Source organism: Dickeya chrysanthemi NCPPB 402 (assembly GCF_000406105.1).
GTDB classification, from domain to species: Bacteria; Pseudomonadota; Gammaproteobacteria; order Enterobacterales; family Enterobacteriaceae; genus Dickeya; species Dickeya chrysanthemi.
Map to the genome: position 1 here is coordinate 4,650,202 of NZ_CM001974.1, position 19,427 is coordinate 4,669,628.

General features: G+C 54.3%; 19 protein-coding genes and 1 pseudogene. 12 read left to right on the top strand and 8 right to left on the bottom strand.

All coding sequences use genetic code 11. The features are described from left to right. Positions 1-479: 479 nt before the first annotated feature. From arnB to DCH402_RS20655, 8 genes are all read left to right on the top strand, one after another. Positions 480-1,622: a UDP-4-amino-4-deoxy-L-arabinose aminotransferase gene (gene arnB / locus DCH402_RS20620; protein ID WP_027713629.1), complete on the top strand. Its 1,143-nt coding sequence runs from the start codon at positions 480-482 to the stop codon at positions 1,620-1,622. Next, positions 1,622-2,605 carry an undecaprenyl-phosphate 4-deoxy-4-formamido-L-arabinose transferase gene (arnC, locus tag DCH402_RS20625; RefSeq protein ID WP_040003228.1) on the top strand — a complete coding sequence of 328 codons (984 nt, stop codon included), beginning with the start codon at positions 1,622-1,624 and terminating at the stop codon, positions 2,603-2,605. The genes arnB and arnC overlap by 1 nt, the downstream gene beginning before the upstream one ends. Next, entirely contained in the window at positions 2,602-4,593 is a 1,992-nt protein-coding gene (gene arnA, locus DCH402_RS20630) for a bifunctional UDP-4-amino-4-deoxy-L-arabinose formyltransferase/UDP-glucuronic acid oxidase ArnA (RefSeq protein ID WP_040003229.1), read from the top strand. The genes arnC and arnA overlap by 4 nt, the downstream gene beginning before the upstream one ends. Before the next feature lie 13 nt (positions 4,594-4,606). Then, positions 4,607-5,509 carry a 4-deoxy-4-formamido-L-arabinose-phosphoundecaprenol deformylase gene (arnD, locus tag DCH402_RS20635; RefSeq protein ID WP_040003231.1) on the top strand — a complete coding sequence of 301 codons (903 nt, stop codon included), beginning with the start codon at positions 4,607-4,609 and terminating at the stop codon, positions 5,507-5,509. Then, entirely contained in the window at positions 5,509-7,167 is a 1,659-nt protein-coding gene (arnT, locus tag DCH402_RS20640; RefSeq protein ID WP_040003233.1) for a lipid IV(A) 4-amino-4-deoxy-L-arabinosyltransferase, read from the top strand. The genes arnD and arnT overlap by 1 nt, the downstream gene beginning before the upstream one ends. Further along, positions 7,164-7,505, top strand: a complete 342-nt coding sequence (arnE, locus tag DCH402_RS20645; RefSeq protein ID WP_027713634.1) for a 4-amino-4-deoxy-L-arabinose-phosphoundecaprenol flippase subunit ArnE — start codon at positions 7,164-7,166, stop codon at positions 7,503-7,505. The genes arnT and arnE overlap by 4 nt, the downstream gene beginning before the upstream one ends. After that, complete coding sequence (arnF, locus tag DCH402_RS20650; protein ID WP_027713635.1) at positions 7,502-7,900, top strand: 4-amino-4-deoxy-L-arabinose-phosphoundecaprenol flippase subunit ArnF; 399 nt, start codon at positions 7,502-7,504, stop codon at positions 7,898-7,900. Before arnE ends, arnF begins: the two co-directional genes overlap by 4 nt. Positions 7,901-7,998: 98 nt before the next feature. Continuing rightward, the gene (locus DCH402_RS20655) at positions 7,999-8,478 is read left to right on the top strand and encodes a GNAT family N-acetyltransferase (protein ID WP_040003235.1); all 480 of its coding nucleotides are present in this window, start codon (positions 7,999-8,001) and stop codon (positions 8,476-8,478) included. A gap of 113 nt (positions 8,479-8,591) precedes the next feature. On the opposite strand, the gene DCH402_RS20660 is transcribed toward DCH402_RS20655, so the two are convergent. Beyond that, the gene (locus tag DCH402_RS20660; protein WP_040003237.1) at positions 8,592-9,203 is read right to left on the bottom strand and encodes an NAD(P)-dependent oxidoreductase; all 612 of its coding nucleotides are present in this window, start codon (positions 9,201-9,203) and stop codon (positions 8,592-8,594) included. A gap of 266 nt (positions 9,204-9,469) precedes the next feature. Here DCH402_RS20660 and DCH402_RS20665 point away from each other — a divergent pair, with 266 nt between their 5' ends. Next, the gene (locus DCH402_RS20665; protein WP_040003239.1) at positions 9,470-9,856 is read left to right on the top strand and encodes a winged helix-turn-helix transcriptional regulator; all 387 of its coding nucleotides are present in this window, start codon (positions 9,470-9,472) and stop codon (positions 9,854-9,856) included. A gap of 293 nt (positions 9,857-10,149) precedes the next feature. On the opposite strand, the gene hppD is transcribed toward DCH402_RS20665, so the two are convergent. After that, entirely contained in the window at positions 10,150-11,238 is a 1,089-nt protein-coding gene (hppD, locus tag DCH402_RS20670) for a 4-hydroxyphenylpyruvate dioxygenase (RefSeq protein ID WP_040003241.1), read from the bottom strand. 321 nt (positions 11,239-11,559) lie between these two features. On the opposite strand from hppD, the gene DCH402_RS20675 reads away from it, so the two are divergent. Together DCH402_RS20675 and DCH402_RS20680 are read left to right on the top strand one after the other, a co-directional pair. After that, entirely contained in the window at positions 11,560-12,333 is a 774-nt protein-coding gene (locus DCH402_RS20675) for an MBL fold metallo-hydrolase (RefSeq protein WP_040003243.1), read from the top strand. A 44-nt stretch (positions 12,334-12,377) separates the two neighbouring features. Continuing rightward, positions 12,378-13,239 (top strand): annotated as a pseudogene (locus DCH402_RS20680) (GlxA family transcriptional regulator); the annotation flags it as partial. Positions 13,240-13,302: 63 nt separating this feature from the next. On the opposite strand, the gene DCH402_RS21830 reads toward DCH402_RS20680, so the two are convergent. Further along, the gene (locus DCH402_RS21830; RefSeq protein ID WP_161624088.1) at positions 13,303-13,905 is read right to left on the bottom strand and encodes a TetR/AcrR family transcriptional regulator; all 603 of its coding nucleotides are present in this window, start codon (positions 13,903-13,905) and stop codon (positions 13,303-13,305) included. Positions 13,906-13,934: 29 nt separating this feature from the next. On the opposite strand from DCH402_RS21830, the gene DCH402_RS20690 reads away from it, so the two are divergent. Beyond that, entirely contained in the window at positions 13,935-14,885 is a 951-nt protein-coding gene (locus DCH402_RS20690; protein ID WP_152486948.1) for an SDR family oxidoreductase, read from the top strand. 66 nt (positions 14,886-14,951) lie between these two features. Here DCH402_RS20690 and mnmE read toward each other — a convergent pair whose 3' ends face one another. The 5 genes from mnmE to rpmH form a co-directional block, all read right to left on the bottom strand. Beyond that, the gene (mnmE, locus tag DCH402_RS20695; protein ID WP_040003247.1) at positions 14,952-16,316 is read right to left on the bottom strand and encodes a tRNA uridine-5-carboxymethylaminomethyl(34) synthesis GTPase MnmE; all 1,365 of its coding nucleotides are present in this window, start codon (positions 16,314-16,316) and stop codon (positions 14,952-14,954) included. A gap of 116 nt (positions 16,317-16,432) precedes the next feature. Further along, positions 16,433-18,064: a membrane protein insertase YidC gene (gene yidC / locus DCH402_RS20700; protein WP_040003249.1), complete on the bottom strand. Its 1,632-nt coding sequence runs from the start codon at positions 18,062-18,064 to the stop codon at positions 16,433-16,435. A 2-nt stretch (positions 18,065-18,066) separates the two neighbouring features. After that, the gene (gene yidD, locus DCH402_RS21835; RefSeq protein WP_012886807.1) at positions 18,067-18,324 is read right to left on the bottom strand and encodes a membrane protein insertion efficiency factor YidD; all 258 of its coding nucleotides are present in this window, start codon (positions 18,322-18,324) and stop codon (positions 18,067-18,069) included. Further along, on the bottom strand, positions 18,288-18,647 hold the full coding sequence (gene rnpA, locus DCH402_RS20705) for a ribonuclease P protein component (protein WP_012886808.1): 360 nt from the start codon (positions 18,645-18,647) through the stop codon (positions 18,288-18,290). The genes yidD and rnpA overlap by 37 nt, the downstream gene beginning before the upstream one ends. An 18-nt stretch (positions 18,648-18,665) precedes the next feature. Beyond that, a complete protein-coding gene (gene rpmH / locus DCH402_RS21840) occupies positions 18,666-18,806 on the bottom strand; it encodes a 50S ribosomal protein L34 (RefSeq protein WP_004093983.1) in 141 nt (46 codons plus the stop codon). Between the last annotated feature and the right edge of the window lie 621 nt (positions 18,807-19,427).

Below are 19,427 nucleotides of genomic sequence, written 5' to 3' on the forward strand. Positions count from 1 at the left end.
TGCAAGAGATCGTAATTATTGTTTTGTTTTTATGTCTGCGTGATTTTTATCACAAAAACTATTATTTTTCGTGCGCTTATATGCGGTTTCATCAGTGTCGTCGCTATTGAACGCTATTTTTATTGACGATGGGTTTAAACATCGCTTGATACCCTTTTCCTGCGTTGAGTTCTTAGGGTTGAGCATCGCTCTACAGATTGAACATCGACTGAAAAGAAGCATCTTAATATTCAACTAAGAAATCTTCGTTATGCTCGTCTGCTAACAGTCAGGCGGGCGATATTATTGATAGTCATATTTCTGTCACTTATTGCTTTTCTACTTATGCTTCGCAAGAACCTAAGGAGTGGTTTCCCCTGACGTATTTATTCCCAGATCCGATTCTGATGGCAGGATGGCGATGTTACCAGAGTGTTTAAAATTATCTCGTCACACCAACAATCATCGATTTAAGATTTAACCTGAGAGTGAATTTTTACATGGCTGATTTTCTACCTTTCTCACGCCCCGCGTTAGGTGAGGAAGAACTTGCCGCAGTTGAGCAGGTTCTTCGTTCCGGATGGATTACCACTGGCCCTAAAAATCAGGAACTGGAACAACAGTTTGCAGCGTTAACCGGAGCGAAACACGCCATTGCGGTCAGCTCCGCGACCGGCGGTATGCACGTCACCCTGATGGCGATGGGGATTGGTGCCGGTGATGAGGTGATCACCCCGTCGCTGACCTGGGTTTCCACCCTGAATATGATTGTGCTGCTGGGCGCTGAGCCGGTCATGGTGGATGTCGATCGCGACAACCTGATGGTGACGCCACAAGCGATCGAAGCGGCCATTACCCCCCGTACCAAAGCCATCATTCCGGTTCACTACGCCGGTGCGCCTGCCGATATTGACGCAATTCGTGATATCGGGCGTCGTCACGGTATCCCGGTGATTGAGGATGCCGCCCACGCCGCAGGCACCTATTACCGTGGTCGTCACGTCGGTGGTGAAGGTACGGCGATTTTCTCTTTCCATGCCATCAAAAATATGACCTGTGCTGAAGGCGGTTTGGTGGTAACGGACGACGACGAACTGGCTAACCGTATTCGCAGCCTTAAGTTCCACGGTCTGGCAGTCGACGCGTTCGATCGCATGGTTCAAGGGCGCGCTCCGCAGGCGGAAGTGGTTTCGCCGGGCTTCAAATACAACCTGCCGGATATCAGTGCGGCCATCGCGCTGGTGCAGTTGAACAAGCTGGCCGCCAACAATGCCCGCCGTGAAGCGCTGGCGCAGCGTTATCTGCAAAAACTGGCCTCGTTGCCGTTTCAGCCGCTGTCGCTGCCGTCATGGCCGCATCAGCACGCCTGGCACCTGTTTATCATCCGAGTGGATGAGGCGCGTTGCGGTATCGATCGCGATGGGCTGATGCAGGCGTTAAAAGAGCGCAATATCGGTACCGGCCTGCATTTCCGCGCCGCTCATACCCAAAAATATTACCGCGAACGTTTCACCAACCTGCATCTGCCGAATACCGACTGGAACTCGGCCCGCATCTGCTCTCTGCCGTTGTTCCCGGATATGCGTGACGAAGACGTGGACAGGGTGGTGGATGCATTGACTGAACTGGCGGGGAAACACTGATGTCGGATATGGAAGCAATTAATAAAGTCTCGGTAGTCATTCCGGTTTTCAACGAGCAGGAAAGCCTGCCGGAACTGATTCGTCGTACTACCACCGCCTGTGAGCAACTGAGTCAGGATTATGAAATTCTGCTGGTAGACGACGGCAGTAGCGACAATTCGGCCGCAATGCTGACTGAAGCCGCGCAAGCGCCGGGCAGCCACGTGGTGGCGGTGATCCTTAATCGTAATTACGGACAACATTCGGCGATCATGGCGGGATTCAGCCATGTATCGGGCGATCTGGTCATCACGCTGGATGCCGACCTGCAAAACCCCCCGGAAGAGATTCCCCGGCTGGTGAGTACGGCGGAACAAGGGTATGACGTGGTGGGCACCATCCGTGAGAATCGCCAGGACAGTTGGTTTCGTAAAACCGCCTCCCGCATGATCAATCACCTGATTCAGCGTACAACCGGTAAGGCGATGAACGATTACGGCTGTATGTTGCGCGCCTATCGCCGCCATATCATCGAGGCGATGCTGCACTGCCATGAACGCAGCACCTTTATTCCGATTCTCGCCAACACCTTTGCCCGCCGCACCACCGAGATTCTGGTGCGTCATTCCGAGCGCGAATTTGGCGATTCCAAATATAGCTTCATGAAGCTGATTAACCTGATGTACGACCTGGTGACCTGCCTGACCACCACGCCGCTGCGCTTGCTGAGTCTGGTCGGCAGCGTGATTGCGATTTCCGGTTTTTCGCTGGCGTTATTGCTGATTCTGCTGCGGCTGTTTTTCGGCGCGGCCTGGGCGGCGGACGGCGTGTTTACGCTATTCGCCGTACTGTTCTCTTTTATTGGCGCCCAGTTCGTCGGCATGGGGCTGCTGGGGGAATATATCGGACGAATCTACAACGATGTCCGTGCGCGTCCCCGTTATTTTATTCAACGTATTGTTGGCAATGATTCACGATTTTCTGAACAGGACAATGAAGAATGAAAGCTGTTGTTTTTGCCTATCATGATTTCGGCTGCGTGGGACTCCGCGCGTTGGTCGCAGCGGGCTATACCGTAGAAGCGGTGTTTACCCATGCGGATAATCCCGCGGAAAATCAGTTTTTTGGATCGGTAGCCCGTACCGCCGCGGAGCTGGGCATTCCGGTATTTGCGCCGGAAGACGTTAATCACCCGCTGTGGGTGGAGCGCATCGCCGCGATGTCGCCGGACGTCATTTTCTCTTTCTACTATCGTCACCTGTTGAGTGACGCCATTTTGCAGAGCGCGACGTACGGCGCGTATAACCTACACGGTTCGCTGCTGCCGCGTTATCGCGGCCGGGCGCCGCTGAACTGGGCGCTGGTCAACGGCGAAACCGAAACCGGCGTGACCTTGCACCGTATGGTGACGCGCGCCGATGCCGGCAATATCGTGGCGCAACAGCGTGTGGCTATTGATGAGAGCGATACCGCGCTGAGCCTGCACCGCAAGCTGCGTGATGTTGCCGACCAGTTGCTGAAAGACGCCTTGCCCGCCATCGCCGCCGGTAAAGCGAATGATATTCCGCAGGATGAGAGCCAGGCCACTTATGTGGGCCGCCGTACCCCGGAAGACGGGCGTATTGAGTGGCAGAAACCGGCGCGTACCCTGTACAACCTGGTGCGTGCGGTGACCGAGCCGTGGCCGGGCGCGTTCAGTTTCGTCGGTACCACCCAATTCATTATCTGGCAGGCGAAAGTGCGTACTGATTTCGCCGCCGCCAAACCGGGCACCGTGCTGAGCACCTCGCCGCTGGTGGTCGCTTGTGGTAACGACGCGCTGGAAATCGTGACCGGTCAGGGCAACAACGGTATCTATTTGCAGGGCGCGCAACTGGCTCAAAGTCTGGGGCTGGTGACGGGCGCTATCCTCAACAACGCGCCGGTGGTGAGCGTTAAACGCCGCACCCGGGTGCTGATCCTCGGGGTGAACGGCTTTATCGGCAACCACCTGACCGAGCGTTTGTTGCAGGAAGATAATTATGAGGTGTTCGGTCTGGATATCAGTTCCGATGCCATCGAACGTTTTCTCGGCAATCCGCATTTCCACTTCGTGGAAGGGGATATCAGCATTCACTCCGAGTGGATCGAATACCACATCAAGAAATGCGACGTGGTGCTGCCGCTGGTGGCGATCGCCACCCCGATTGAATACACCCGTAACCCGCTGCGCGTGTTCGAGCTGGATTTCGAAGAAAACCTGAAAACCATCCGCGACTGCGTGAAGTACAAAAAACGCATCATTTTCCCGTCCACCTCCGAGGTGTACGGCATGTGTACCGACCCGGTGTTCGACGAAGACAACTCCAACCTGATAGTCGGGCCGATCAACAAACAGCGTTGGATTTACTCGGTATCCAAACAACTGCTGGACCGCGTTATCTGGGCTTACGGCGAAAAAGAAGGGCTGCGTTTCACCCTGTTCCGTCCGTTCAACTGGATGGGGCCGCGTCTGGATAACCTGAACGCCGCGCGCATCGGCAGTTCTCGTGCCATCACCCAGTTGATCCTGAATCTGGTGGAAGGCTCGCCGATCAAGCTGGTTGACGGCGGTCGTCAGAAACGTTGCTTTACCGACATTAAAGACGGTATCGAAGCGCTGTTCCGCATTATCGAGAACAAAGACGGCGTGTGCGACGGTCAGATCATCAACATCGGTAACCCGGACAACGAAGCGAGCATTCGCCAACTGGCGGAAATGCTGCTGGAGAGCTTCGAGAAGCATCCGCTGCGTAATCAGTTCCCGCCGTTCGCCGGTTTCCGTGAAGTAGAAAGCAGCAGCTACTACGGCAAAGGCTATCAGGATGTGGAGCATCGTAAGCCCAGCATCCGCAACGCCAAACGCCTGTTGCACTGGCAGCCGACTATCGAGATGGAAAAAACCGTGGCGGAAACGCTGGACTTCTTCCTCCAGACTGTTGAAACCGGTCAATTGAGTCAGGACAGCGAATAAAACAGGACGGCGAATGAGAAAAGTAGGGTTACGGATCGATGTTGATACCTGGCGCGGCACGCGGGTGGGCGTCCCCCGCTTGTTGGAGTTGCTGGACGTCTATGGCGTCCGGGCCAGCTTTTTCTTCAGCGTCGGTCCCGACAATATGGGGCGCCATCTCTGGCGCCTGATTCGACCGGTGTTTTTGTGGAAGATGCTGCGCTCGCGCGCGGCATCGCTGTATGGCTGGGACATTCTGCTGGCGGGCACCGCCTGGCCGGGCCGAGTGATCGGCCGCGGCCTGCCGGAGCCGATCCTCGCGGCGGCGCAGCAGCATGAAGTCGGGCTGCACGCCTGGGATCACTTCGCCTGGCAAACCTGGGCCGGGGTGTGGGATCAGGCCAAAATGGAACAGCAGATCCGATTGGCCTACGAGGCGTTGCAGTCGATTACCGGCGAACCGGTGACGTGCTCGGCAGTGGCCGGCTGGCGTGCGGATCAAACCGCCGTCGAAGCCAAACAGCGGTTTGGCTTTCGCTACAACAGCGATTGTCGCGGCACCGCGCCGTTCCGTCCGTTACTTAACGACGGCAGCACCGGTACGGTACAGATTCCGGTCACGCTGCCCACCTGGGATGAAGCGGTCGGCCGGGAAACCAGCGCCGCCGATTTCAACCGCTATATTCTGGATAAAATCCATCAGGATCAGGGTACACCGGTCTATACCATTCATGCCGAAGTGGAAGGCATTGTGATGAGCGATCAGTTCAGCGAATTGCTGGCGCTGGCGGAACAGGAAGGTATTCGCTTTTGTCCGCTCAGTGAATTGCTGCCGGACGATACCACTACGTTGCCGGTCGGACGCGTGGTGCGGGGTTCTCTCGCCGGACGCGATGGCTGGTTGGGATGTCAGCAGACCGTGGAGGAGGCGGCCTGATGAAATACGCACGTCAAACAACGCTATGGCTGGCGTTGTTACTGCTCTACTACTTTATTCCCCTCAATGGCCGCCTGCTGTGGCAACCGGATGAAACCCGTTATGCGGAGATTAGCCGGGAAATGCTGGCGGGCGGCAACTGGATTGCCCCGCATTTTCTGGGGATTCGCTATTTTGAAAAACCGATCGCCGGTTATTGGGTGAATAACATCGGCCAGTGGTTGCTGGGCGATAATAACGCCGGTGTACGCGCCGGCTCGGTGTTCTCCATTTTGCTGACGGCGGCGCTGATTTACTGGCTGACGCAACGGCTATGGCAACAACGGCGTACCTCACTGCTGGCGATGGCTATCTATCTGAGCTGTCTGTTGGTATACGGCATCGGGACTTATGCGGTGCTCGACCCTATCGTCACCCTGTGGTTGGCGGCGGCGATGTGCAGCTTCTGGGGTGCCGCGCAGGCCACTACCCGCGGTAGTAAAGTCGGTGGTTATTTACTGCTGGGCGTGGTGTGCGGCATGGGCTTCATGACCAAGGGCTTTCTGGCGCTGGCGGTGCCGGTGATTGCGGTACTGCCGTGGGTCACGCAGGAGCGGCGCTGGAAAGAGGTGTTGTTGTACGGCCCGCTGGCGATTGTCAGCGCCGTGGTGGTTTCGCTGCCGTGGGCGCTGGCGGTGGCGCGTCAGCAGCCGGATTTCTGGCACTATTTCTTCTGGGTTGAACATATTCAGCGCTTTGCCGATTCCGAAAACGCTCAGCACAAAGCACCGTTCTGGTACTACCTGCCGGTGTTGATAGCGGGTGTGCTGCCATGGCTGGCGTTACTGCCGTCGTCACTATTGCAGGGCTGGCGTGAGCGGCGTCAGGATAACAGCGTCTTCTATCTGCTGGGTTGGGTGGTGATGCCGTTGCTGTTTTTCAGCATCGCTAAAGGGAAACTGCCGACGTACATTCTGCCTTGTTTTGCACCGTTGGCGATCCTGATGGCCCGGCGCGCCACCACCTTGCTGAACCCGCGAGTGCTGGCCGTCAACGGCTGGATCAATCTGGCGTTTGGTGTGTTGTGCGCGTTGATTGTGGCGCTAGTGTTGGCGCCGTGGGGGTTGTCGCATCGGCCGCTCTATCAGCCTCAGGAAGGTGCCAAGGTGGCGTTGGGCATCGCGGCGTTCCTGTTTTGGGGGCTGATCGGCGGGTGGACGTCGCGTCAGGCGGCCGCTCGCTGGCATTGGGCGGCGGTCTGCCCGCTGGGTATTGCGCTGCTGATTGGTATGGCGATTCCGCAGCGGGTGATGGAGAGCAAGCATCCGCAGTGGTTCCTGCGTGCGCCCGAAGTGGCGTCTCACCTGGCGCAGAGCCGCTACATTCTGGTGAACAACGTTGGCATCGCCTCTGCCGCCGCCTGGGAACAAAAGCGCAGCGATATTTTGATGTACGATAATCAGGGCGAGCTGGAATACGGCTTGTCGTATCCGGATAGCGTCGATCGCATGGTGCCTGCCAGCGCATTTGCCGACTGGCTGGCGGCGCATCGCCGTGAAGGTAATGTCTCGCTGGTACTGATATTCTCTTCGGCAACTGATCCGATCACCGGCGTACCGCCAGCGGATTACACTGACCGGAAAGGACGTGTCGCCTTATTGTGGTATCGTCAGCAATGATCAATTACCTGCTGATTTTGCTGGTCAGTTTGTTGACCTGCGCCGGTCAGCTTAGCCAGAAACAGGCCGCCAGCTGGCAAAGCGGCGGCCGCTCTCGTCGCGCCCATATTCTGTTATGGATGGGGATAAGCCTGCTGCTGCTGGGGCTGGCGATGGTATTGTGGCTGGCGGTGCTGCAACGGGTGGCGGTCAGTGTGGCGTATCCGATGCTGAGCCTGAATTTCATTCTGGTGGCGCTGGCGGCGCGTTGGCTGTGGCGGGAAGCCATCAGTTTGCGTCAGTGGGCAGGCATCGTGCTGATTGTTATCGGTGTCATTTTGATGGGAGGGAGTGCGTGAAAGGCTATGGATGGGCATTGTTGAGTGTGTTACTGGTCAGCGCAGCACAGCTGTCGATGAAATGGGGGATGTCTCAATTGCCCTCGCTGACGGAGCCGCTGCCGTTTATGTTCGCCATGCTGGTGTTACCGGTCGCCGCCGCTGCGGTACTGGTGGGGTTGGCAGCCTATGCTTTCTCGATGCTGAGTTGGTTTAACGCCTTGCGCTTTCTGCCGCTAAGCCGGGCCTACCCCTTGTTGAGCCTCAGCTACGTACTGGTATGGGGACTGGCGGTGGCGTTGCCTATTTTTCCCGATACGTTCAGTACCGGCAAGTTGCTGGCGATCGCGCTGATTATTGCCGGCGTATGGCTGGTGTGCAGCCGGCAAGCCTCACGTCTGGATGATGAATCCTGATGTCTGTCTGAAATAACGATGCCGGGTGGCGTCAGTTTCTCTTTTCCATTCCTCGCTTCCCGGTTATCGTTTTCGATTTGATTCACTGGATTGTTCTTATGACCTTACATATCCGTTGGGCGGTGCAGCAGGATTCCGCCACCATCCTGAACTTCATTCGTGAACTGGCTGAATACGAGAAAGCGCTGCACGAAGTGAAGACCAATCAGCAGGAAATTGAGCAAACGCTGTTTGGCGAAGGGGCGTCAACTGAAGCGCTGATTTGCGAATGGAACGGTGAGCCGATCGGCTTTGCCGTGTTCTTCACCAGTTACTCCACCTGGCTGGGGCGCAATGGTATTTATCTGGAAGATTTGTATGTCTCGCCGCACTATCGCGGTTATGGTGCAGGCAAGGCATTGCTGAAATATATTGCTCGTCTGGCGGTTGAACGCGGTTGCGGGCGGCTGGAGTGGAGTGTGCTGGACTGGAACCAACCTGCGATTGATTTTTACGATAGCCTGGGGGCGGCACCGCAAAACGAGTGGATCCGTTACCGGCTGGAAGGCGATAGCCTGCGACAGGCCGCACAAGAATAATCCGGGGTTATCCATAACAGGAAAAAACAGGCGGTGGAAAACCCGCCGCCTGCCGAGGGTAAAGGGCACAGCCTGGACACAGGAAGCTAATCCCCCGTTACATCGGGCATGACTCAGTAACCAACGGTGAAACGCTGGCGGATGTGCTGCGGTTTTTCTACTTCATCCACCAGTGCAATGGCGTAGTCTGCGAAAGAGATACTGCTGCCTTGCTCGTTGGTCAGCAGGTCGTCTTTACCGAGACGGAATGTGCCGGTACGTTCACCGTGGACGAACATCATGGACGGCGACAGGAACGTCCAGTCCAGATCGGTAACGGTTTTCAGCAGATCGAGAAAATCGGCGCCTTTGGTCGCTTCCGCCTTATACGCCTCCGGGAAACCGGGTTGGTCCACCAGGCGTTGACCCGGCGCCACGAATAAACTCCCTGCCCCCCCCACCACCAGATAGCGTTTCACTCCCGCGGCGCGTACCGCCTCGATCAAAATATCCGGGTCGCTGCTGGTAAAGTGCACCGAACTGATGACCGCATCGTGGCCTGCCAGCAGGGCCGTTAGCCCGGCAACGTCAAAAACATCCCCTTGTTTGGCGGTCACGCCCGGCAGCGAGGCAATCTTTTCCGGGTGGCGGGCGATAGCGGTTATCTGGTGGCCACGTTCAGACAGTTCTTTGAGAATTTGTGAGCCAGCGTTGCCGGAAGCGCCGATAAGTGCAATATGAGCCATGTTCTGTTCCTTATATACCCGTCATACTTCAAGTTGCAGGCCCGTTGGCTTTCCTCGCTCACCCCAGTCACTTACTGATGTAAGCTCCAGGGGATTCACTGCGTCGCCGCCTTCCTGCAACTCGAATTATTTAGGGTAATGTCTTCATTAATGGAAAAGTCTACTATGTAGACCAATGGAGGGATTATGCGTAAGGTCTAATCGTTGCGCAAGAAGTTACCCGTGTGTTATCTGGTCACCAAAAGCTGACTATTGTGGAGTATGCGATGCCAAAAACCGTGGTTGAAAAAGAGGTTTTTATCTTTGAACAGGCTTGTCCAATACGTGATGTACTCGATCGTATCGGCGATCAGTGGAGCTTGCTGGTGCTGGAAACCCTCAGTGGCGGCACGCTGCGGTTTAATGAGCTGATGCGCAATATCGGCGATATTTCCAGGCAAATGCTCTCCAAAACGTTAAAACTACTTGAGCAAGATGGCTTCATCAGCCGTACGGTTTACGCTGAGGTTCCGCCTCGGGTGGAATATCAGCTCACCGAGCTTGGGCGCTCTTTTTTACAACCCATGAAAATGTTGGTGGAATGGGCGGATGCGCATCACCGTACGATTTGTGAAGCGCGCAAAACCTATGAGCAAAAAACAGATAACACCTGACATCAACGGGCGACTGAGCGCCCGCGCGATAATTGCCAATGCTGCTGGCATGTAATCGATAGTAAGAGCCTATCCCAGTAGGCGTTATTGGCGCAGCCAGTTTGGACTCGGGAAGCCGCGGAGAAACCGGAGCGTACACGTAGTACGTGAGGGTTTCGAGCACTGCCCAAGGCCAAAATGGCAAGTGAAATAGCCCTAATGGGATAGGCTCTAAGACCATACGATTGCCATTCAGGCGGTAGCGGCCTTGTGTTGCTCAAGGCCGCGTCTGATACTCTGATACAAGTAGCGGGTTAGACCGCTTCTGTCGTCACTTTGATTTCCCCGCGCGCCAGTTGGTCGCGCTCCATGGATTCAAATAGCGCCTTGAAGTTGCCTTCGCCGAATCCCTCGTCCCCATCCCGCTCGATGAACTCAAAAAACAGCGGGCCGATCATCGTTTCCGAGAAAATTTGCAGCAGGAGTTTTTTCTGCCCGTTACGGGTATTGCCGTCAATCAGAATGCCGCGTGCCTGTAGTGCTGCGGTATCACGGCCGTGCCCAGGCAGGCGTTCTTCCACCATACGGTAATAAGTCTCTGATGGTGCAGTCATCAGCGGTAACCCTGCCTGACGTAACTGATCGATCGAGGTCAGAATATCGTCGGTTTGCATCGCGATATGCTGGATACCTTCGCCATTAAACCGACGCAGAAATTCCTGAATTTGCCCATTGCTGCCCTCTGCTTCTTCATTCAGCGGAATACGGATTTTACCGTCAGGGGCCGCCATCGCTTTGGAGTGCAATCCTGTATATTCCCCTGCAATATCAAAATAACGAATCTGCCGGAAATTAAATATTCGGGTATAGAATTCAGACCAGTAATCCATTCTTCCCTGATAGACGTTATTGGTCAGGTGATCAATGGTATGCAGTCCAAATCCCTGCGGATTTCTTTCTACGCCGGGAATAAATGAAAAATCAATATCAAAAATATCAATATCCGTATGATATTTTTCGACGAAATAAATTCTTGAACCGCCGATGCCTTCGATAGCCGGCACCCGAATTTCCCCCGGATTGACGGTCTGCTCTACTGGTTTTGCGCCGGACTGAAGCGCCCGCTCATAAGCCCGGTGTGCGTCTTTGACATAAAAACCCACGCCGCAGGCCCCGGCGCCATGCTCCTGTAAAAAGGTCTGTGGAAAACCGGTGGCTGTATTATTGACAAGGAAATTGATGTTGTTCTGCCGAAAGAGTGCAATATCACGGTGGCGATGGTGTGCAACACAGGTAAAACCCAGCGAAACGAATAATGTTGAGAGTGTTTCTGGGGTATCGGTAACAAACTCGACAAAAGCAAATCCATTCAAATCGAGAGGGTTGATTACTAATTCAGTCATACTATTTCCTTTGTCCATAAAGGAGGTGCATAAAATAAACCGGTGACAGACATGTCAAAATAAATAATAGCGTCATTACTCATTTTCGGATAACAAGTTTTTCTTATTAAAAGGGTAATTAATAAATTCAAAGTAGTTTCATCTATTAATATTTACTCCCCAGGGAATAAATAATCGGTTGAACAGCCAAGGCTTGACGCTCGATCATGAATTGGCCCGAATGTATCGATAAATGACCTTTGGGCCACTGCCGGTGACGTGGGTTTTTAAGCAGAATAACGGTAATCCGCCATTTTTGTCTTAAAAAAGAGGAACACCACGATGAACATTACCCAGATCAGGAACGCGACGCTGAAAATTGGCTTTGCCGGTAAAACGTTTCTCATCGACCCGATGCTGGCCGAAAAAGGCGCTTATCCCGGTTTTGAAGGGACGCTGAACAGCCATTTGCGTAACCCGTTGGTGGATCTGCCCGTTACGCTGGAGAGCCTGTTTGCCGGTGTAGATGCGGTAATTGTCACCCATACCCATCTTGATCATTGGGATGATGTCGCCGCCGCCCAACTGCCGAAATCATTACCGATATTTACCCAGCATGAGCACGATCAAAGCCTGATTCGGGCCGCCGGGTTTGGAGATGTCCGGCTGTTAAGCGAGCAGGGTACTTTTGGCGATATCACTCTGAGTAAAACACCGGGCCAACATGGCAGCGATGCCATTATGGAAAAACTGGGCGACAGGTTGGGTGAGGTATGCGGCGTCGTGCTGCGCCATCCGCAGGAAAAAACGCTGTGTCTGGCGGGCGATACCGTCTGGAATGCGGACGTGGCGGAAAATCTGCGTCGCTATGTGCCAGAAGTGATTGTGCTCAATTGCGGCGATGCACAGGTCGTCGGCCTGGGATCGATCATCATGAACCAGCAGGATGTGCTGGCCGTGGCGCAGCACGCACCGAATGCAACCCTCATCGCCAGCCACATGGAAGCGGTTAACCATTCGGCGTTGAGCCGTGCGGCTCTGGCGGATTTTTTGCAGCAAAACGGTGTGGCGCATCAGGTATTAATCCCGGCTGATGGCGAGTCCTGTATGCTGTAGCGGGTATGATAAACGGGCGGCGATAACGCAGGGGAGAATGCAACGTGAGTAAGCCTATTCCGTCGGTCGCGGTAGTCGCCTGCGATCAGTTCAGCCCGTTTCATTTATCGGTGCCCTGCATGATTTTCGGCGATGTACTGCCGGGACAACCGTTATTCAGGTTGCATCTTTGCGCTGGTGAAGGTGGTGTGTTGCGTTCCGCCCAGGGGTTGCAGATTGATACCCGTTCGGGCTGGATGCGCTGGCACAAGCCGATATCGTGGTGGTGCCTTACTGGCGTAACCCACAGGAGATGCCGAATCCGGCGTTGCTGGAGGCGTTGGGCGCCGCTTATGCGCGCGGCAGCTTGTTGGTTGGGCTATGTCTGGGCACCTATGTGCTGGCGTGGGCCGGGCTGCTTACGCAGCGCAACGCCGCGACGCACTGGGAGTTTGCGCAGGATTTTCAGCAGCGTTTTCCGGATGTACGGCTGGATACACAGGCGTTATACGTAGAGGACGAGCGGCTGCTCACCTCGGCAGGCACGGCCGCCGGGCTGGATTGTTGCTTACATCTGGTCAGGAAGTACCACGGTAGTGTGATAGCCAATAAAATCGCCAGAAGAATGGTGATTCCCCCGCATCGTGAAGGTGGCCAGGCACAGTTTATTGAGCGGCCGATGCCGGCATCGACGCAGGACACCAGAATCAATGCGTTGCTGGACTACCTGAGAAGCCGCCTCGACCAGCCCCATCACCTTGATGAACTGGCACGCCGCACGCTAATGAGCCGTCGTACTTTTACCCGACAGTTTCACAAGGCTACCGGGATGTCGGTCGGTGAATGGCTGATGGCCGAGCGCCTGCACAAAGCCAGACGTTGCTGGAATCTACCACGTTGTCGATTGAGGCCATCGCCGGCCAGTTGTTTCAGTATCGCCCAAGATCAACAGGCCGAGTTTTTGCCACTGACTTAACAACTTTAAGTAGCTCATCCCAACATAGAAAAAGCGACTAATAGTATTTTCTTCACAGTTGAAGGATCCTCTCCGCGAGCTAGCTGTGACGAAGCATTACTTAGTTGTGCGTCGATGTATGTGGCTGCAAACTCTGTTGGCATATCTGCAGAAAACTCTCCTTTGGCCTTTGAGCGTTCCAACCATTTTCTGAAAGCGACTAATCCTTGCTCCTCAAGGAGATCTACTTGCGTTCGTGTTGCTTCACCCAAGTGCATTCGTGATTCACGCATTTTTATAAAAAGACATCCCGTTGGGGACTCATGATTACAGCTAGCTGATGTGGCAAATGATATGAGGTTATCAAGCACTTCTCGAAACGGAGTTTCACTGTTCAACATTTGCTGTACAGGATTTAGTATTTGTTCCTGATACTTAATAAGAACAGCTTTCATCAAGCCATCTTCATTCGAAAATTCACGATAAAGGCCTGGCTTCGATACACCAGATCTCCTGCAAATTTCATTAAGGGATAAATTGCCTATGTCCTCTTTCCAATAAGAATGCATTGCTACATCTAAGACATGATCACGATCCAGTGTTTTGGGTCTCCCCCTGGAAGGTTTAATTGGATTCATCCTAATTTTATACTCCATGGTATTTTAATTTGACAGACAGTGCCTCAGTGTTTATTTTACCACCTGGTATTAAATTAACAAACCGAATGGGAACGAAAGATGAGCGATACAAAAAAAGCGTAGTTATTACAGGAAGCAGCAGTGGATTTGGCAAAAAATCAGTAAAAGATTTTGCAGATAAAGGCTATCAAGTGTTCGCTACCATGCGTGCTCCAGAAGGTAAGAACGCCACAGTTAAGGCCGAATTGGAAGCGTATAGCGATTTCATCCATGTTGTCGATATGGATGTTACCAACGACGAGTCTGTCAAAACCGCCATTGCAAGCGTACTGAATAAAGCGGGAAAAATTGATATTTTGATTAACAATGCAGGTGTAATGTACCTTGGCATTACAGAAGCATTTAGCATTTCCCAAGCTAGAGAGCAGATGGAAACTAACTACTATGGCGCTATGCGTACTATACAGGCTGTTTTGCCTGCTATGCGTGATGCTAAATCTGGTCTAATCATCAACACCTCATCCATGGTTGGCCAAATTTCAGCGCCATATTTCTCTACCTACGCCGCTACCAAACATGCTTTGGAAGGCTACCTCCAAGGCTTACGCTACGAAGTGGCGCCATTCGGCATTGATATCGCTATAGTACAACCAGGCCCGTTCCCTACAGGTCTAAGTGCAGCAGGGCAAGAGCCTGCACACAAAGACATACTGGATAGCTATGGTGAATTGGCAAAAATCCCTTCCGCTATGTTCGAAGAATTCGGTAAATTTATGCAAAGCGATCAAGCACCTGATCCACAAATGGTCGTAGATACTTATTTAGCGCTAGCAGACATGCCTACAGGCAAACGCCCAACACGCACAGCGGTCGGCTTGGTTTGGGGTGTTGATGAAATTAACGCTGCTAAACAACCCATTCAAGACCGTGTTTTGAAAGAAATGCAATTAGACAATATTCTAGGCGGCGCTGACGCGTAATTTTCGGTATCAGGGGCTATGCCCTAATGCCAGTTTTACTGCGTTTCTCTGTTTAAGTAAGCGACTTCACTTCCCAATACAAAAACTGGAGAAAATCCGCCCCAGCAGATCGTCGGAGGTGAATTCGCCGGTGATTTCACTCAACGCCTGCTGCGCCAGCCGCAGTTCTTCGGCCAGCAGTTCACCGGCGTAGGCACCGACCAGTTGTTCGTGGCCTTGTTGCAGATGCTGCGCCGCTTGCTCCAGCGCCTGCAAGTGACGGCGGCGGGCCAGAAAGCCCCCTTCGGTGTTGCTGGTAAATCCCATGCTCTGCTTGAGATGGTCACGCAGCAGGTCTACACCGTCGCCGGTGCGGGCGGAAAGGCGGATAAGTGAGTAAGTATTTACCTCTTCAATGCCCAGCGGTTCGCCGGTGACGTCCGCTTTGTTACGCACGACGGTGATCGGTAACCGACTCGGCAATCGTGCCATGAATTCCGGCCAGATAGCCGCCGGTTCTACCGCGTCGGTGGTGGTGCCATCCACCATAAACAGTACCCGGTCGGCCTGTTCGATTTCCTGCCACGCCCGTTCAATACCGATACGTTCTACTTCGTCGCTGGCTTCGCGCAGCCCGGCGGTGTCGATGATATGCAGCGGCATGCCGTCGATGTGAATATGCTCACGCAGCACATCGCGGGTGGTGCCGGCGATATCGGTGACGATGGCGGCATCGCGCCCGGCCAGCGCATTCAGCAGGCTGGATTTACCGGCATTCGGCCGGCCAGCAATCACCACTTTCATCCCTTCGCGCAACAGGCTGCCCTGACGCGCTTCGCCGCGTACCGCCTCCAGATCGCCGATCACTGTATTGAGCATGGCTTCGATTTTGCCATCGCTGAGAAAGTCGATTTCCTCATCGGGGAAATCGATCGCCGCTTCTACGTAGATTCTCAGGTGAGTGAGTGCTTCCACCAGTTGATGAACGCGGGAGGAAAAGACACCCTGCAACGAGTTGACGGCGGAACGGGCGGCCTGCTCGGAACTGGCGTCGATCAGATCGGCAATCGCTTCGGCCTGCGCCAGATCCAGTTTGTCATTCAGAAATGCCCGTTCGGAGAACTCGCCGGGACGAGCGATGCGTACGCCCGGCAGCGCCACGACGCGTTTGAGCAGAAGGTCGAGAATCACCGGGCCGCCGTGACCTTGCAGTTCCAGCACGTCTTCGCCGGTAAAGGAGTTCGGGCCGGGAAACCACAGGGCGATGCCTTGATCGAGCACGCTGCCGTCGGCGTCGTGGAAAGGCAAATAATCGGCGTAACGTGGTTTGGGCAGCTTGCCCAGCACCGCCTGCGCCACCGTGGCGGCGGTGCGGCCTGAGATACGCAGAATACCTACGCCGCCGCGTCCCGGCGGGGTGGCTTGGGCAACGATGGTGTCGGTATGGCTCATGGTGTTCTCTCTGCCTTTTCGCCTGTTTTCAGGCTCGGTTACGGGGTTATCTTAATGTAAAAAAATAAGGCGGTCAGTGACCGCCTCATAATGAGATTGATTAGGCAATCAATCGGTTACTTCTTCTCGCGGCTGTGCAGCCCGCGTTTTTCCAGCCCGCGGTAAATCATCTGCTGCTGGGCAATGGTCACCAGGTTGCTGACGATATAGTACAGCACCAAGCCTGACGGGAACCACAGGAAGAACACGGTGAAGATCACCGGCATGTAAGTCATGATCTTCTGCTGCATCGGGTCGGTGACCGTGGTCGGCGACATCTTCTGAATGAAGAACATGGTCAGACCCATCAGGATCGGCAGTACATAGTACGGGTCCTGCGCCGACAGGTCATGAATCCACAGCGCGAACGGCGCGTGACGCAGCTCCACTGAGCCCATCAGCATGTAGTACAACGCCAGGAAGATAGGCATCTGGATAACCAGCGGGAAGCAGCCGCCCAGCGGGTTCACTTTCTCAGCCTTGTACAGCGCCATCATTTCCTGACTCATGCGCTGCTTGTCGTCGCCGATACGCTCGCGCATCGCCTGCAGTTTCGGTTGCAGCATGCGCATTTTCGCCATCGAGGTGTACTGCGCTTTGGTCAGCGGGTACATGATGCCGCGCACGATAAAGGTGATGGCGATGATGGAGAAGCCCCAGTTGCCGATAAAGCCGTGCAGGAACTTCAGCAGCTTGAACAGCGGCTGGGAGATGAACCACAGCCAGCCGTAATCCACGGTCAGATCCAGATGCGGTGCGACGGCGGCCATTTTATCCTGAATTTCCGGGCCGACCCACAGGGTGGCGTTCAGGTTTTGCTGGCTACCCGGCTGTACGATAACCGGCGCGGCCTTAAAGCCGATGGCGGCTAAGCCATTGCCAAGATTGGCGCTGTAAAATGTATTGTTGGCAGCGGTAGCCGGCACCCAGGCGGTAGCAAAATACTGCTGCAGCATGGCAACCCAACCGCCTTGCGTGTTGATATTCAGGTTCTCTTTCATATCGCTAAAGCTGTATTTGCGATATTTGTCTTCGCTGGAAGAGAACGCTGCGCCACGGTAGGTGTGCAGGGCAAAGTTATTGCTGCCGGTGTCGCGGTGCGACGGCAGATCGATAGACTGTTTCAACTGACCAAACAAGGCCAGTTCCAGCGGCTGAGCGCTGGCGTTGTTGACGCTGTATTCTACATTCAGCGCGTATTCACCACGTTTCAGGACGAAGGTTTTGGTGAAGCTCACGCCGTTGGCATCGGTGTAGGTCAACGGAATACGCAATTCATTCTGACCGGCGGGCAGTTCAAAGCGATCTGCCGACGTGACATACAGCGGGCGTGAACCGTTCGCCGGGTTATCCGGGCCGTTTTTGCCGGTCAGGCCGCTCTGAGCCTGATAAGTGAAGGCCGGGGTGGTTTCCAGCAGCTTGAACGGCTGGCTGGAGCTCAGCTCCGCCGGGTAGGCCAGCAGGTCGGCTTCTTCGATGTCGCCGCCGCGCGTGTTGATGTTCAACGACAGCACATCGGTTTTCACGGTAATCAGTTTACCCTGACCGCTGGCAGGTACGCCCTGGTTAGCTGCATCGCCCACAGCGCTATTCGCCAGTTGCGTGGTCTGGGTTGCCGCGGGTGGATTTTTATCCGTTTCCCACTGCTGCCAGATCATGAACGTCACGAATAGCAGAGCGATGAGAAGGAGATTGCGTTGCGAATCCATCGTTAGTGTTCTCTGTTATTGTCGGGTTTTGGCGGTACGGGATCATCACCACCAGGGTTCAAAGGGTGGCATTTTAATACGCGTTTAAGCGTCAACCAACAGCCTTTTATCATGCCGAACCGGCGTATTGCTTCAATGCCATATTGGGAGCACGACGGCTGAAAGCGGCAGTGCGGTCCAAGTAGCGGACTGATAAAGCGTTGATACCCGCGTATCAGGCCAATCAGCAGGCGTGAGCCAAACGACAGTGACGGCGCCATAATTTTTCCAACGCTTCCGTTAGCGTACGGTTATCCAGCTCAGACACCCCTTTTTTGGCGATGACGACAAAGTCCATCGCAGGCAGCTCGTGTTGACGTAAGCGAAAGCTTTCACGCGTCAGGCGCTTGATGCGGTTGCGTTCGTGAGCCCGTCTGACGTGCTTTTTCGCGACGGTAAGACCAATACGAGGGTGTCCCAGCGTATTCGGGCGACCGAGGATGGTGATCTGCGGCGTGCCGGCCCGTTGGGGCTGCTGGAAGACGAAAGAGAAATGGCTGGGAGTTAACAGACGTAACTCCCTGGGAAAAGCGAGCGTAACCACTCGAAGGGTTAGCTTTTATTACTTGGAAACAGTCAGACGAGTACGGCCTTTCGCACGACGGCGGGCCAGAACCTGACGACCATTTTTAGTGGCCATACGAGCACGGAAACCGTGGCTACGGTTACGCTTCAATACGGACGGTTGGAAAGTGCGTTTCATGGCGATTTCTACCTAAACTTGATTTAAGACTTCACAGTAAACGCGTTTGGCTACTCGGCGTGAAAAGTGACCGACGCCTCAATCGCATAATAAAGAGGCGGGATTGTAATAATTGTACAGTCCCGAGTCAATTAACATCCGCGTTTTACCCGCCTGAAACTTCCCGGTTGTTCCGGATTTCCTGTTTGAACAGCACAGAAAACAGGCGCTACGCGCAGGCTGGGGATTATACGGACTCTGCGATAAAGCGCAAGGATCCGCCTGCGATCCTGTCGGCGGGATCATGATCCCCATCACCCTTGATCGTGCTAATTACGTTTATGCTTAATCCCCGCAAGGGATCGGCAAGCTGATTGTGGGTAACCTTACGGGTATCCCGTAATAAAAGCGGAATTTGACACAGACTATAAGAAGAGCCTGTGGATAAAAAGGATCGAAACTGTGTAGAAAGGGGAGATCTCTTTCGTGGTTTAGGTTATGATCCGCCGTCCCGCTAGCGATCTCTGGATCGGGATCGTCACGGTAAAGCCGCCTTAATGCGCGGCGCACCCCGGCGTAGTCGTGTCCATGCGCAGCCGGGTGCCTGAAAAATCATGAGTTACATAACTAACGTCTGTTCCT

What these genes read in the sequence shown, in the direction of transcription:
- arnB (WP_027713629.1), top strand. Translation starts at nt 480, where the DNA reads ATGGCTGATTTTCTACCTTTCTCACGCCCCGCGTTAGGTGAGGAAGAA.
- arnC (WP_040003228.1), top strand. Translation starts at nt 1,622, where the DNA reads ATGTCGGATATGGAAGCAATTAATAAAGTCTCGGTAGTCATTCCGGTT.
- arnA (WP_040003229.1), top strand. Translation starts at nt 2,602, where the DNA reads ATGAAAGCTGTTGTTTTTGCCTATCATGATTTCGGCTGCGTGGGACTC.
- arnD (WP_040003231.1), top strand. Translation starts at nt 4,607, where the DNA reads ATGAGAAAAGTAGGGTTACGGATCGATGTTGATACCTGGCGCGGCACG.
- arnT (WP_040003233.1), top strand. Translation starts at nt 5,509, where the DNA reads ATGAAATACGCACGTCAAACAACGCTATGGCTGGCGTTGTTACTGCTC.
- arnE (WP_027713634.1), top strand. Translation starts at nt 7,164, where the DNA reads ATGATCAATTACCTGCTGATTTTGCTGGTCAGTTTGTTGACCTGCGCC.
- DCH402_RS20655 (WP_040003235.1), top strand. Translation starts at nt 7,999, where the DNA reads ATGACCTTACATATCCGTTGGGCGGTGCAGCAGGATTCCGCCACCATC.
- DCH402_RS20660 (WP_040003237.1), bottom strand. Translation starts at nt 9,203, where the DNA reads ATGGCTCATATTGCACTTATCGGCGCTTCCGGCAACGCTGGCTCACAA.
- DCH402_RS20665 (WP_040003239.1), top strand. Translation starts at nt 9,470, where the DNA reads ATGCCAAAAACCGTGGTTGAAAAAGAGGTTTTTATCTTTGAACAGGCT.
- hppD (WP_040003241.1), bottom strand. Translation starts at nt 11,238, where the DNA reads ATGACTGAATTAGTAATCAACCCTCTCGATTTGAATGGATTTGCTTTT.
- DCH402_RS20675 (WP_040003243.1), top strand. Translation starts at nt 11,560, where the DNA reads ATGAACATTACCCAGATCAGGAACGCGACGCTGAAAATTGGCTTTGCC.
- DCH402_RS21830 (WP_161624088.1), bottom strand. Translation starts at nt 13,905, where the DNA reads ATGAATCCAATTAAACCTTCCAGGGGGAGACCCAAAACACTGGATCGT.
- mnmE (WP_040003247.1), bottom strand. Translation starts at nt 16,316, where the DNA reads ATGAGCCATACCGACACCATCGTTGCCCAAGCCACCCCGCCGGGACGC.
- yidC (WP_040003249.1), bottom strand. Translation starts at nt 18,064, where the DNA reads ATGGATTCGCAACGCAATCTCCTTCTCATCGCTCTGCTATTCGTGACG.
- yidD (WP_012886807.1), bottom strand. Translation starts at nt 18,324, where the DNA reads ATGGCGCCGTCACTGTCGTTTGGCTCACGCCTGCTGATTGGCCTGATA.
- rpmH (WP_004093983.1), bottom strand. Translation starts at nt 18,806, where the DNA reads ATGAAACGCACTTTCCAACCGTCCGTATTGAAGCGTAACCGTAGCCAC.